We start from the raw sequence: 14066 nt of genomic DNA, 5'->3' as shown, positions 1-14066 counted from the left end.
GCCGGACTCCGCGGGCCGGGCGGGTTCGCTCGTCACGCCACGAGCATGGCACACGGGCCCGCGTTTGATCGCGGTCTTGCGGCAACGCCCTCGCCAGCGGCGATGCCCGCCGGGGGCGCGGAACGGAGGACGCCGCTCAGCGCCCGGAGCCGCTGTCCACCAGCGCCTCGGTGACCGCGCGGACGCTGCGGGCGATGTGCTGCAGTTGCAGGACCTCGGCCGCGTACAGCTTGATCGTGTGCTCGATGACCGACTCGGGCATCCCGAGGCGCGGCAGGTCCGCGCGCGCGGTCTGCAGGGCGGTGCGGGCCACCCGGATCTCGTGCTGGACCTGGATCTGCGCATGTCGGGCGAGCAGGACGGGGTGGCGCAGCAGCGCCGGGTAGCTCGCGTAGCGCGCGGGCACCAGCTCGCGCAGCCACTTGGTCGCGGAGCGCTCCCAGTCGTAGCTCCCCGGGGTCTTGACCTGGCACGGCCAGTCCGGGCTGATGCGCGTCGTCGTCAGGGGCATGATCATCGCTTCCGGGTGTGCGGCGTCGTGACGGGTGGTCCGACGTTGTGGGGCGGCCCCGGTCTAGGGGATGACCGGGGCCGCCACGGGCCCTCGCGCCGGCGAGGCCCCGGACACCCTGGGCGCCGACGTGGGTAGGGAACGGCGGCTCGGGTGCCCGTACTCGAGCCCTTGGCGGGCGGGTGCGACCGTGAGCAGTATTTATATATGCCGTCGCCTTTGCAAGACGTATGAAAACATTCATGCGTGAAATGCCTGAATTGCTCCGCCTGTGCGTTTTTGTGGCGGGGGGGGTGCGGGGTAGGTGATGCCGAGGCGGGGCTACTCCCGCAGGAAGAACTGATGCTGCTCGGCTATCTGTTCGTACTCCTCGAGACGCGCCTGGGTGCGCTCGGGGCCGGCGTCCGTCATGGCCTGGAGCAGCGCGGCGGCCATCACGCCGGGGGCGGCGTAGGAGTCGAAGACGAGGCGGGAGCCGGTGCCGGTGGCGAAGGTGACGTCGGCCTCGTCGGCCACCGGTCCCAGCGCCAGGTCCGTCACCAGCGCGACCTGGAGGCCGGCACCGCGCGCGACCCGCACCGCGGTGAGCGTCTCCTGCGCGTGCCGGGGCATCGAGAACGCCAGCACCCACGTCCCGCCCGCCTCCCGGGACTGCAGCAGCGCGTCGTAGGCGACGCTGCCGCCCCGCGTCACCAGCCGCACATCCGGGTGGATGCGGCGCGCGGCGTAGGCGAAGTACTCGGCCAGCGAGGCCGAGATGCGCAGGCCGAGGATGGTCAGCGGGGTCGAGGCCGACAACTGCCGGCCGATGTCGATGACCTGGTCGGGGTCGGCGAAGTCACGGCGCAGGTTCTCCAGGTTCTCGATCTCCGCGTCGACCGCCGCCTGGAGCTCGTTGCTCCGGTTCACCTCGGGCGGCGCCGGCCCGCCGGCCAGCGTGCCGAGCGCGATCGACTGGAGCTTCTCCCGCAGCGCCGGGTAACCGCTGAACCCCACCGCGGCCGCGAACCGGGTCACCGAGGGCTGGCTCACGCCGACGCGGTCGGCGAGATCGGTGATCGACAGGAACGCCGCCTCGGTGATGTGCTCGATCAGGTACTGGGCGATGCGCCGCTGCCCCGGGGACAGCTGGGGCCCGTCGAAGAGCGCCCGGAGCCGGGTGGTCGGGGACACCTCCGCCTCCGGAGCGGTCTTGCCCGAGGTGATCGTGGTCGCCTGTGCGCGTGCCTGCTGAGGCGATGGCACCGGTCCTCCTCCTTTGTCTCCCACGAAGCTCAACATAGCCCACGGACCGTGTCGGACCCCGTGCCCCGAGAGCCCGTACCTGCGCCCACCGCCGGTACGGATGACCGGGGGGACGGCGGGTGGGGCATCGAGGCGGGACGGTGCCCGCGGGATCGCGGGCGAAGGAGAGGACGCTCGCCCGAAGGAGGGGGTGATCGTCATCGTCCGCCCCGCGGTGACACCGCCGGGGCGGTGACGGGAGCCGCTGCGGAAGGGCCCCTCAGCCCGCTCCGGTACCGGCTCCCGCCCCGAGGGCGCTACCGCTTCAGGAGTCGTACCGACAGACCGTCTGCCGTGTGGACGGGTACGGCCCGCAGCGTGTCGGAGTTCAGCTCGACGCGGTCGAACTGGCCGCGCAGGGCCGGGGCGCCGATCACGCGGACGGTGCTCCCGGCGGCCGGGGGCTTCTCCTCGTCGAGGCGCAGGGACAGCACGCTGCCCTTGCCCAGCACGACCCGGCGCGTCACGGTCAGGACCGCCTTGTGCCGGCCCGCGCGCAGCGTCGGCTCCAGCGTGCCGGCCTCCTGCGCGAACACGCCGTGCACCTGCACCGGTTCGTCGATCCGCACGGTGCCGCCCAGGACCCGCACGTCACCGTGGCCCAGCGCGTGGGCCGAGGCCGACACCAGTACGCCGTCCTCCACCACGGTCCCGCCCGTGTACCGGTTGTGCCCGGTCAGGGTGAGCGTGCCGGTGCCCTTCTTCGTCAGACCGCCCCGGCCGTCGATGTCGTTGCGCCAGGCGTCTGCCGCGTGGAAGCCGCCGGCCGCCGCGTCCAGCGTGACCGTCACGTCGGAGTCGAAGGAGCCGTAACCGTCCGCCGCCGCGAACAGGTTGAGGCGGCCCCACTGCTCGAAGCCGTCCAGCAGCACGTACCCGGCGGGCAGCGCGGTCGTGCGCAGCACCTCACGGCGCTGGGCCGCGTCCAGGTACGGCAACCGGGTCTCCAGCAGCACCTCCGCGCCCTTGGGCACGGTCAGGGGCTGGTTGCGGCCCTCCCGCGTGAGTACGTAGGTCAGACGCGGCTCGACGGCACGCGCGTTGGCGCGCCGGTCGGCGTAGCGGTCGGCCGCGTCGGAGTGGGCGTACGTGAACAGGGTGTCGGCGGTCGTGCCGGTCTTCCCGGTGAAGTACGCCAGCGCCTGCGCCCGCGCGGCCTTCTTCAGCTCGGCGTTGGCAGGGTCGGCGAGCGCGGCCGCGGCGAGGGCGGTGGCCATGACGCGGCCGCCGATGACGTCGACGGTGGAGTGCATGCCGGAGACGATCCGGGTGTGGCTGAGCTCGAAGGCGCGGGTCACCAGTTCCTGGAACCGCTCGGGCACCGCGTACGCGAACGCCAGGGCGGCCAGGTGGATGGCGTTGGTGTGCCCGCTGGGATAGCCGCCGTCCTCGGCGGGGGAGGAGCCGCGCTGGCGCAGCAGCTGCGGGGCGACGATCACCTTCGAGTCGTAGACCGGGAAGCCGAACGCGTCGGTCCTGCCGGTGTCGACGACCTGGCTGTCCTCGTTCATGCGCCACGGACGCGGGTACTGGTAGGCGAACTTGCCGGGGTTGCTGGAGGCGAAGGGGCCGCGCACGGTGTCGACCAGCTTGGCGACCTGCCCGAGGTCCGAGGTGTGGGAACCGGCGCCGATCGCCGAACCGGCCGGGGCGCCGGCGGGCACGGCGTCGCTGATCGTGGTCGGGGGCGTGGTGTCCGGAGCGCTGGTGATCGAGGTGACCGCCTTGGCGCCCGCCTTGTAGAGGTCGGCGAGCGGGCCCAGGCCGGCGATCACCGAGTAGCTCTGGTGCTGGCGGTCGTAGAGGAACGCCTCCTTGGCCTGCGCCTCCGTGCGGGCGGAGGTGACGCGGGCGCAGTAGCGCATGTTGGCGCGCAGCACCTCGGGGCGCAGGGGCGCGCCGGTGTTCCAGGCGGAGCCGGTCTTCCAGACCTCGGCCATGCCGCCGAGGATTCGCACCACGGCGTTGGTCTCGGGCGTGAGGTTCGTCAGGACGTTCGTCTTGTAGTCGTCGACGAACGCGAGCGGCGCCGTGGCGGCCTTCGCGTCGGCGGCGCCCAGCCAGGAGACGAGGGTCGGCGCGGCGACCAGCGCGGCCGAACCGCCCAGGGAGGTCTTGAGGAAGCCTCTTCTGTTCACGGCCGAGGGCGTGCGGTGCCCGGCGGGTGACGGCATGGGTGTGCCTCTCTTGAGTTCTTCGGCCGAGCGGCCGGGAGGACGTGGGATCGGAGAAGTGCGATCCGGTGCGACTCTGACGGTTTTTGACGACCAGTGAGTCGAATGGTGCGTACGAGCGAAGATCTACGGCCGAGTTGTGTCCCATTGGCGAGGACTCGGCGACGGCTGGATGTCCTGCGTGTGAACGGGGGGCCGCGGCTACCAGGTAAGCGTCGGCGGGCGTTTCCGAGTGCGCCTGCTGGTGGTGCCAGTGGGCGGATCGGGGTCGGGGTCGGGGTCGTGGTGGTGCGGCGAGCCCGTCGCGTGTGGGGCGTACTGCTGCCTGCTGCCACAGTCCGAGTTGGCTGTGACGAGCTGAGCGACGGGCTCCAGCCGCACCACCACGACCCACTCCCGCCGGAGGGCGGCTGAGGGAGCGTTGTGGCTGGGGTGTGCCGCCGCGGCCTGTTCCCGCTGGAGGGTGGTTGTGGGAGCGTTGTGGCTGGGGTGTGCCGCCGCGGCCCGTTCCCGCTGGAGGGCGGCTGCGGGAGCGTCAGGCCCCGCTCGGGAACCAACGGCCCGCGGTCCCCGGCCGCCGTCACAGCAGCGCCCGCGCGAGGGCCACCGCCCCCTGAACCGGCGGTACTTGCAGGGGCCGTGCCCGTGCTCCGGGTACGGCATCCGCGAGCGCGGTGGTGAACGCCTCGTACAGCGCGGGCTGGGCGAGGATCGTGCCGCCCGCTACGACGACGTCGTCGACCGGGACCCCGCGGGCGTCGAGCCGGGCGACGAGCGCGGCCAGCGCCTCACCCGCCTCGGCGATCACGGTCCGGGCGAGCGCGGAACCGTCGGCGGCGGCCGCGAAGACGGCGGGGGCGTGCCGGCCCCACTCGGCGGAGATGTCGGAGGCGCCCTCAAGCGCCGCGCCGAGCGCCGGCACCTCGGGTACGCCGAGCGCGGCGACGAGCCCGAGCGCGAGGGCGTCGGGCCGCTCCCCGCGGTCGTGCGCGGCCCACACGGCCCGTGCCGCCTCCCGGACCAGACCGGCGGCGCCACCCTCGTCGCCGAGGGCCGCGCCCCAGCCGCCCACCTGGACCCGGGTGCCGTCGGGCAGCCGGCCCACGGCCACCGAGCCGGTGCCGGCGACCAGACCCGCGCCCTTGTCCAGCCCGGCGGCGGGCACGAGGAGTTCGGCGTCGCCCACGACCAGCGCGGGCGCGTCGAAGTGGAGTTGGAGCGCGGTGCGTATCTGCGCGCACTGGCGCGGGGTCTCGCAGGCATGCCCGCCGACGGCCACGGCGGCCGGGCGTGCGCCCGCCGGAAGGGCTTCGGCGACCAGCGCGGCCAGCCATCCGGCGGCGGCCACCGGGTCGTGCGGCCGCCAGCCGCTGCTCGGGCGGACGTGATCGGCCACGGGGGTGTCGCCCGCGAGCGCGCGGAGATGCGACTTGGTGCCGCCCACGTCGATACCGACCACGAGAGGGCAGGAGGAGGGGGAGTCCTGCACGGATCCTCTTTCGTCGTTGCGCTGTGCTGCGACGGCGGGCGAACCGTGCCTGGAGGACGGGCAGTCGAAGAACTCGGGAAGCCCCGGGACGGGCTTCTGGCGGAGTACGGCAGGCGAGTACCGTGATGTTCGTTAGGAAGTTAACTAACGAAGTACAGTGCGTCAAGAGTCGTCGCGCACCGACCGCCGAGGGCGGCCCGTCCGGGCCGCCGCGGGCCGGGCACGCGCGACGCAGGCGCATTCCATCGCCGCATCCCGCAGAGACGATCGACGCGGGAGCGCGGCCCGTGACCTGAGTGGGGGAACTGTGGAACACGACGTGGCAAGAGCCCCCCGCCTGACCGAGAGCGCGAGTGCGGTGTTCGCCGTGCTGGCCGAGGCGGGCAGCGCGACCCGGCCGCAGCTCGCGAGCCTGGCGGGCCTGTCCAAGCCGACGGTGTCCTCCGCCGTCGCGGAACTGGAGAGCGTCCGGCTCGCCGCCCACTCCGGCACCGCCTCCAGCGGCACCGGCCGCTCCGCCGCCGTCTACCGTCTGGGGCCGGCCGCCGGGGCGGTCCTCGCCGTCGACCTCGGCCCGGTCCACACCCGGGTCCGCGGCTGCGCCCTGGACGGCACCCTGCTCGCCGAGGCCACCACCTCCCGGGCGGACGCCGCCGAGGCCGTACGCGAGGCCCTCGCCGCGCTGCCACCGGACGCCCCGCTGCGCACCATCGTCGTCGCCGTGGGAGACGTCACCGCGCGGCAGGGGGAGGGCGCCGGTATGCGCCCCGCGACGGCCAAGGCCGGGCCCCTCTTCGACGCCATGGCGGTCGCGCTGCCCCCGGGCGTCCCCGTCCACCTCGAGAACAACGTCAACTGCGCCGCGCTCGCGGAGCTGCACGAGGGCGCGGCCCGTGGCCGGCGCACCTTCGGCTATCTGCGGATCGGCGTGGGCATCGGCCTCGGCATCGTCGTCGGCGGTCAGGTGCTGAGCGGAGCCAACGGAGCGGCCGGAGAACTGGCCCGGCTGCCCTACCCCTGGGACGACGGCCGCGAGCCGCGCCACGAGGCCCTGGAGGAGTACATCGGCGCCCGCTCCCTCCTGCGGCGGGCCGCCGAGGCGTGGCAGGACGCCGACGGGCCGTGCCCCGACACCGTCGAGCGGCTCTTCGCACTCGCCGCGGAGGGCCGTGCCGCGGCCCGTGCCGTCGTGGGCCGGCATGCCGCGGACGTGGGCCGCCTCGCCGCCGCCGTGACCGCCGTGCTGGACCCGGGGCTGATCGTGCTGGGCGGCATCACGGGCGCGGATCCGCAGCTCCTGCCCGGGGTGCGCGCCGAGCTGGCGCGGCTGAGCTGGCCCACCGAGGTGGTCAGCAGCACGGTGGGGGACTTCGGTACCGTCGTGGGCGCGGCGCGGCTCGCGGTCGCCCGGGGAGTCCAAACCGTGACCCAGGCCGCGGGGACGAAGGATTGACGGCCTCCGACTCGGTCTGCCAATGTCCGGACAAGCGCTTTCTAAGTTGGCCGGGACGCCGACTTGGGGTGAGCGTCCCGCCCGTACGCGAAGTACGGCAGCCGCACGAGGGCGTGCTTGTGCGACGACGGCCCTCATGGCCGGGGATCCCACCCGTGAAGGCGGCGCGGCCGGGCGAGGCCGCGCCCCCCCGGAAAGCGAAATCTCCTGCAAAATGCACCCGTGCCGCCTCGGCTGGCGCCGTGCTCCGTCCAGTACGACGAAAAGGGATCGAAAATGACCAGTGTGGGTGTGCGGCGCTCCCGCCGACTCGGCCGCGGCGGCATACGCCGCGTGGTTCCCCTCGCTGCCGTGGCCACGGCAGGTGCCCTTCTGCTCTCCGCCTGCGGGTCGGATTCCGGCTCGGGCGGAAACTCCAAGTCGCTGACGTTCTGGATCTCCACGGTTCCGGGGCAGGACGCGGGCTGGAAGAAGATGGTGGCGCAGTACAAGAAGGAAGCCGGCGTCGACGTCAAGCTCGTCAACATCCCCTACGACGGCTACGACGCGAAGCTGCGCAACGCCGCGCAGGCGAACTCGCTGCCCGACGTGGCGGCAGTGCCGAAGCTGGACCCGATCTGGTCGAACAAGCTGATCGACCTCAGCTCCATCGCCAACAACAAGAGCAACAAGATCAACGCCAACTTCGTCGCCAAGGACTCGTCCGGGAAGGTGCTGTCCATCCCCTCGGACGTCACGGCGTCCGGCCTGTTCATCAACAAGACGCTGTTCGAGAAGGCCGGCGTCTCCTTCCCGACCTCGCCCCAGAAGACCTGGACCTGGACCGACTTCATCAAGGCGGCGGACGAGGTCCGGGAGAAGACCAAGGCCAAGTACTCCCTGACCTTCGACCAGTCGCCGTCCCGGCTGCGCGCCATGGTGTACGAGATGGGCGGGAAGTACGTCCACGCGGACGACTCCGGCAAGTTCTCGGTGGACGAGGCGACCAAGAAGGCCGTGAACTACTTCGTCGGACTGAACGACGACAAGACCATGCCGAAGTCGGTGTGGACCAGCGGCGCCGACCCGTCGGCCATGTTCCAGAGCGGTGACGTGGTCGCCTACTGGTCCGGCGTGTGGCAGGTTCCCGCCTTCGCGGAGAGCATCAAGAAGTTCGAGTGGGCGAGTGTCCCGACTCCCGCCCAGCCGGTGCAGGCCAGCGACGTCAACAGCGGCGGCATGACGGTGGGCTTCAACAACAACGCCGACGCGGCCACCGCCGCGCAGAAGTTCCTGTCCTGGCTGTACGAGCCGGCCCACTACCAGGCGCTGTGTGAGGCGTCCGGGTTCCTGCCGGTCGAGAGCGGTCTGAACCCGAAGTACCCCTTCACCTCCGAGGCGGCGCAGGCGGCGTTCAAGCTGTACAACGAGTCGATCCCGCTCTACGCCCCGATCTCCGGCTACTTCAACACCGCGCAGACGAACTGGGTGCTGAAGGGCAAGAGCCTCACCGAGGACCCGACCAAGACGGAGCTCGGCAAGGCGATCAACGGCCAGCAGTCGGCCGACAAGGCCCTGCAGAACATCGTGGACGGCTACAACCAGCAGGTCGGCGGCTGATCGTAGGCCGGCAGGCCCGGGCGGCGGGGTCGAGACACCGCCGCCCGGGCCTCAGGACCCCACGTGATGCCGCTCATGGCCTGAGCCCACAGGAACCCATTCCACCAGCACGGAGTCAGGAAGATGACAAAACGCGCCTCGGACGTGTCCGCGAGCCCGCCCAGGAGACGCAGCAAGTACACCGTCGCGCCGCTCGTCCTCATCGCGGCCAATGTCGTGCTCTTCGCGCTGTTCTTCGTCTGGCCGGCGGTGATCGGGCTCGTCTACTCCTTCACGAACTACACGGGCGTAGGGGCGTTCCAGTTCGTCGGACTGGACAACTACAGCAACCTGTTCGGGGACTCCACCTTCTACGGCGCGCTGACCCGGACGCTGCTGTACACCGTGCTCTTCGTTCCGCTGAACTTCGTGTTCTCGCTGCTCATCGCCAACGTGCTGGTGAGCAAGCACGCCAAGGGCGTGTCGGTCGCCCGCGTCTTCTTCTTCATTCCGTGGCTGCTGTCGCCCATCGTCGTGGGTGTCCTGTGGCGGTGGCTGTTCGGTGAGAACTTCGGACTGGTCAACTACCTCATCGAGAAGGTCGGCGGAAGCGCCGTTCCGTGGCAGTCGAACGCGGACCTGTCGCTGCTGGTGGTCGTGGTGGCGGCATCCTGGGCCTGGACGGGCTTCTCCATGCTGCTGTTCATCGCGGCGATCAAGAACGTACCGCAGTCGTACTACGAGGCGGCCGCGCTCGACGGCGCCGGTCCGTGGCGCCAGTTCATCAGCATCACACTGCCGAGCATCGCGCCCACCTCCTTCATCGTCATCCTGCTCAACACGATCCACGGGATGAAGGAATATCCGCTGTTCGCCTCCCTCAACAACGGCGGACCCGGAACGTCGAACAACCTGCTCGTCCAGTACATCTACCAAACCGGCTTCAAATCGGGCCAGATCGGCTACGCGAGCGCCGCGTCGTTCGTGCTCATGCTCATCCTGATGGCCGTCGCGATCATCCAGCTGATGGTCAACCGGCGGGTGGAGAACCGATGACAACCACAGACATGCCGCGCAAGGTCGACGCCGGTTCTGTACGGGCCGCCTCCAAGAAGCGGCCCAGCAGCGGCCGTAGCGGTGGGCTTCGGCGTGCGGTGCCCGCGACGACCCTGCTGTGGGTCCTGGCGGCCCTCTACGGGATTCCGGTGCTGTGGTTCGTCCTCAGCTCCTTCAAACCGGCGGGAGACCTGTTCTCCCTTCCGCTGACGCTGTTTCCGCACGACCCCACCGTGTCGGGTTACCAGGCGGCGTGGGACAGCGCCAACTTCTCCCAGTACTTCATCAACACGACCATCGTGTGTGTGATCGCGACGATCCTCACGGTGGGAGTCAGCTGCTGCACGGGGTACGCGCTGGCGAAGTACGACAACAAGTGGCTCAAGGTCTTTTTCGTCGGCATTCTGGCCACCACGATGCTGCCGTCCGAGGTCATGCTCGCCCCGCAGTTCCTGGTGGTCCGCGACCTCGGCCTCTACAACTCGCTCGCCGGCATCATCCTCCCGGCCGTGCTCACCGCGACCGGGTGCTTCATGTTCCGCCAGTTCTTCCTGACGGTCCCCGACGAGCTCATCGAGGCCGCCCGCATCGACGGCGCGCGTGAGCTGTCGATCTTCCTGAGGATCATGGTGCCGATCTCCCGGCCCATCATGCTGACGCTCGCCATCCTGTCGTTCCAGTGGCGGTGGAACGACTACATCTGGCCGCTGCTGATGCTCAACGACCCCGAGAAGTTCACCGTGCAGATCGGCATCCAGAGCCTCGTCGGGGCGCAGAACATCAACTGGTCGGTGGTGCTCGGCGGATCGGTCATCTCCATGATTCCGCTGATCGTCGTCTTCCTGGTGTTCCAGCGTTACGTCATGAACGCCGACATCAATGCCGGACTGAAGGACTGACCTTGCCCACCCCGCTCGACCAGGAGTTCGTCCGCGCGGCGGCGCGCGCCGCCGACCGGTCGGCCGCCCCGCTGGCGGCCGGCCCCGACGAGGAACCCGCCGGTGTGCCGCACCGTGGTCTGGCGCGCCGGGTGAAGACCCTGGTCGCGGCGTACCGTTCCCCGGACTCGGTACTGCACGGCAGCGGGCAGGCCGTCGCCGCCGCGATGACCCACCTCCGCGCCCTGCGGGCCGCGCAGACACCCACCGGCCTCTTCGCCGGCGGCGACAACGTGCAGTCACCGCCGGACTCCGCGTTCACCGTCAACGACGTGTGCGACGCGCACGTCCTCGCCGTCGGCGCGGGGCCGGAACTGCGCGAGGTCACGGCCGCGCTCGCCGAGATCGCCGGCGCCTCTGCGGGCAGTCTCCTGGCCGGTGGGGTGCACACCCCGAACCACCGCTGGGAGCTGTGCGCGGCGCTGGCCCGGCTGCACCGGTCCTTCCCCGACGACCGGCTGCCCGCCCGCGTCGAGGAGTGGCTCGCCGAGGGCGTCGACATCGACGCGGACGGCCTGTACTCGGAGCGCAGTGCCGTCTACGCGTCCATCGTGACCAACCCGGCGCTGCTGTTGCTGGCCGAGGTGCTCGGGCGTACCGACCTGCTGGACGCCGTCGAACGCAACCTCGCCACGACCCTGGACCTGATCAGGCCGGACGGCACAGTGGAGACCGTCCACTCGCGCCGCCAGGACCAGAAGCTTTCGTTCCCGCTGTGGCCCTACCTGCCGCACTACCGGCTGCTCGCGATCCGCACAGGCCGGGGCGACTTCGCCCGCGCGGCCCGCCTGGCGGCCGCCGACGGCATCGACGACCCCGACCTGCTCGCCCAGACCCTCCTCACCCCGGACCTGTGCCGCGCACTGCCCGACCCCGTCGCGGAGACACTTCCGCGCGACCGGTACCTCACCACCGCGCGCCTCGCCGCACACGCCTCGGCCACCGCGCACACGGTGGTGTACGGCGGCTCCGACGTGCCCGAGCACCGGCGCATCCGCTCGGGCCTCGCCTGCAACCCCACCTTCCTGCGCATGTTCGCCGGTGCCGCCGTCCTCGACGCGGTCCGCCTCTCGCGGGTGTTCTTCGACCTGGGCCCGTTCCGCGCCGCCGACATGGAACAGCTCGCCGACAACCGGTACCGGCTCACCCAAACCCTCACAACCGCCTACTACCAGCCGCTCCCGAAGGACCGGAGGCGCGACGACGGCGCCTACCGCCTGCTGGACGAGGGCCGTTTCTCCGCGGCGATGGCCTTCCCCGACCGCCCCCAGGACGAGGTCTCCCACACGACTCGAGTCGAGGTCGACCTGCGGGAGGACGGGGCCGACCTGCGGATCGACATCGGCGGACCACCGGTGCCCTGGGCCCTCGAACTGACCTTCCGGTCGGGCGGCGAGCCGCAGGGCGCCGTACCGCTCGGCGAGGGACGCTGGTGCCTGACGACCGAGCCGTTGACCTACCGGGCCGGCGACGACGAGATCCGGGTCGAGGCCGCCGTCGAGGCGGGCGAACCGCTCGCTGGACCGGACCGGGGCGACATACTGCGATACGACCCGGGTCAGGACTACACCGTGGCGGGCGGCACCGATGCGACGAGCGGGAACCACGTCTACATCGGTGGACATGGCCCGCACACACTCACTGTCGCGCTGCGCGCCCGCCGGCCCGCACCTGTCGTGTGACCCCGACGACCCATGCCATGGCGACCTCCGGCCTGAAGGGCTGATCCCCTTGCACCTCACGCCCCCTCCCGTGCACCTCACGCACCAGCGCGGCCCGCTGCACGACCTGCCGGACAGCCCGCAGGCATACGACGCCGTCCTCGCGGACGTTGTCGAGCAGGCCCTTGCGCGCCTGACGCCCGAGGGCAACCTCGAACACCCCGACTGCGTCGACGACATCGGTGACACCTCCCTCGGCATCACCTCCCTGCTCGCGCTCGCCTGGCAGCGCACCAAGGACCCGCGGCTGCCGGAGGCGGTCCGCCGCAGCCTCGCCTTCCATCTGCGAGAGCGGGTGTACACCCAGGACAACCCCGGCTACCCCAACCTGCGAGCGCGCAACTCCGGTCTGCCGTATGCCCGTTACACCCTCGCGGCCGGCGCGCACCCCATCGGGGACTGGCCCAGCACGGTCTGGGCGCTGCTCCAGGCGGTCAACCTGCTGGACACGGCGGACGGCCTCGTCGACGACGAACGGCGCGGCGAACTGCTCGAAGTGGCGCGTGGCTACTGGAGCTGGCTGACCGAGGCGACGTTCTTCAACCCCCAGGAGGCGGGCAACCAGGCGATCGGCTGCATCGTCGGCGGGCTGATGCTGGCGAGCCATCTGCCGTCCCCCGAGCGGGAGTCGGTCCGTGCGCGCGCCCTGGAGCTGTACACCGACGAGATCCTGGCCCACCGCGTCCGCGACCGCGGTGCCCTGCTGCCCCCCGAGCACGGCGGCGCCTACGACAACAACTACGGCCCGATCTCGCTCTCCTTCCTCGCCCAGGCCCACCGGGTCAGCGGCGAGGAGGTCTTCGCGCAGGACGGTGACGCGCTCGCCCGCTACATCGACGCCCGGCTGACCAACGGCGGCTTCGACAACGGCGGCCCCCGCTACAGCGAGCAGCACTCCGGCTTCGAGTCGGTCCTGGGCCTGCGCTACTTCAGCCGCCGTATCGGCTCCGACCTGGGCCGCTACCGGGGCGACACCCGCTGGGGCCGGCACGCGGTCAAGGCGGACGGCGGGATCGACGGCCACTTCGCGTGGATGCTGGTCTGGCAGATCCAGGACGCCACCCGCTGGCATCGCGAGCCCTCCAGCACGGCCGCACGGCACCAACTGCGCGCGGGCACCGTCTCGGTGGCCTTCGACGACCGGATGACCCCGTCCCTGGTCGAGGCCGGCGGCACCTACTACCTGCCCGCGGCCGTCGGCCGCCAGCACGGCTTCGGACCGGTCACCGACGGCTTCCTCCTGTGCCGCCCCATGGGCGAGGTCCGCGTCCGCGACGTCCGCGCCGACGGCCTGACCGCCAAACTGGTCACCAAGCCGGTCGTCGGCCGCGACCACGTCCTGCGGCATGTGCGCTCCCTGTACGTCACCGACGGCACGACCCTGTGGACGACGGTGGCCGTGGAACGCCTCGACGGCACGCCCTACCTGCTGGCCGGACTGCCGTACGCCGAGGACGACGGCGACCGGGTGCGGCGCACGGCCGAGGGCGCGGTGGCCTCCGCCGGCGCCCTGCGGCTGACGCACCCCGACGCGCAGGGGCCGGACCACTTCGACGCCCGCGCGGAGACCACCCAGGAGCAGGCCGCCTTCGCCCTCGCCGCCGACCCGCGCGGTTACGGCAACCCCGACGAGGGCTGGCGGCACCTGATCAGCTCCACGGCCCTGGAGGTGGGCCCGGCCCCGGACGCCCCGGACGACCTGCACGTCTTCGCCGTGCGCTACGGCTCGGAGGAGAAGCTCACGGTGTCCGTCGAGCGCGGCGAGGAGGGACTGACCGTACGGACGGCCGCCTTCACCGCCGTGCTCGGCGACGCGGACGCGCAGGGCGAACCGGAACTGGCGCTGCGCGCCGCCTGAGCGC

At 71.5% G+C, this 14066-nt stretch carries 10 protein-coding genes; 6 read left to right on the top strand and 4 right to left on the bottom strand.

The genetic code is table 11. The features are described from left to right. Nucleotides 1-136: 136 nt before the first annotated feature. The 4 genes from IE263_RS14500 to IE263_RS14485 all read right to left on the bottom strand — a co-directional run bounded on the left by IE263_RS14500 (nucleotide 137) and on the right by IE263_RS14485 (nucleotide 5458). The gene (locus IE263_RS14500) at nucleotides 137-517 is read right to left on the bottom strand and encodes a hypothetical protein (protein ID WP_189936222.1); all 381 of its coding nucleotides are present in this window, start codon (nucleotides 515-517) and stop codon (nucleotides 137-139) included. Nucleotides 518-832: 315 nt separating this feature from the next. Then, on the bottom strand, nucleotides 833-1756 hold the full coding sequence (locus IE263_RS14495) for a MurR/RpiR family transcriptional regulator (RefSeq protein WP_189936219.1): 924 nt from the start codon (nucleotides 1754-1756) through the stop codon (nucleotides 833-835). Nucleotides 1757-2052: 296 nt separating this feature from the next. Beyond that, nucleotides 2053-3969 carry a phosphatase PAP2 family protein gene (locus IE263_RS14490; protein ID WP_189936217.1) on the bottom strand — a complete coding sequence of 639 codons (1917 nt, stop codon included), beginning with the start codon at nucleotides 3967-3969 and terminating at the stop codon, nucleotides 2053-2055. Nucleotides 3970-4549: 580 nt separating this feature from the next. Then, complete coding sequence (locus IE263_RS14485) at nucleotides 4550-5458, bottom strand: BadF/BadG/BcrA/BcrD ATPase family protein (protein ID WP_189936215.1); 909 nt, start codon at nucleotides 5456-5458, stop codon at nucleotides 4550-4552. Between the two features lie 319 nt (nucleotides 5459-5777). On the opposite strand from IE263_RS14485, the gene IE263_RS14480 reads away from it, so the two are divergent. The 6 genes from IE263_RS14480 (at nucleotide 5778) to IE263_RS14455 (ending at nucleotide 14062) form a co-directional block, all read left to right on the top strand. Next, nucleotides 5778-6911 carry an ROK family protein gene (locus tag IE263_RS14480; protein WP_229910977.1) on the top strand — a complete coding sequence of 378 codons (1134 nt, stop codon included), beginning with the start codon at nucleotides 5778-5780 and terminating at the stop codon, nucleotides 6909-6911. A gap of 276 nt (nucleotides 6912-7187) precedes the next feature. After that, the gene (locus tag IE263_RS14475; RefSeq protein ID WP_189936212.1) at nucleotides 7188-8510 is read left to right on the top strand and encodes an extracellular solute-binding protein; all 1323 of its coding nucleotides are present in this window, start codon (nucleotides 7188-7190) and stop codon (nucleotides 8508-8510) included. A 123-nt stretch (nucleotides 8511-8633) separates the two neighbouring features. Further along, a complete protein-coding gene (locus tag IE263_RS14470) occupies nucleotides 8634-9545 on the top strand; it encodes a carbohydrate ABC transporter permease (RefSeq protein WP_189936209.1) in 912 nt (303 codons plus the stop codon). After that, nucleotides 9542-10444, top strand: a complete 903-nt coding sequence (locus tag IE263_RS14465) for a carbohydrate ABC transporter permease (protein ID WP_189936207.1) — start codon at nucleotides 9542-9544, stop codon at nucleotides 10442-10444. Before IE263_RS14470 ends, IE263_RS14465 begins: the two co-directional genes overlap by 4 nt. Nucleotides 10445-10446: 2 nt before the next feature. Continuing rightward, a complete protein-coding gene (locus tag IE263_RS14460) occupies nucleotides 10447-12165 on the top strand; it encodes a hypothetical protein (protein ID WP_189936205.1) in 1719 nt (572 codons plus the stop codon). Nucleotides 12166-12235: 70 nt separating this feature from the next. After that, nucleotides 12236-14062, top strand: a complete 1827-nt coding sequence (locus tag IE263_RS14455; protein ID WP_189936203.1) for a hypothetical protein — start codon at nucleotides 12236-12238, stop codon at nucleotides 14060-14062. Nucleotides 14063-14066 lie beyond the last annotated feature (4 nt).

It is taken from the genome of Streptomyces aurantiogriseus (genome assembly GCF_014649375.1).
Taxonomy (GTDB): domain Bacteria; phylum Actinomycetota; class Actinomycetes; order Streptomycetales; family Streptomycetaceae; genus Streptomyces; species Streptomyces aurantiogriseus.
Note: the sequence above shows the minus strand (reverse complement) of the source record. Positions and strands in the feature narration are given on the sequence as shown.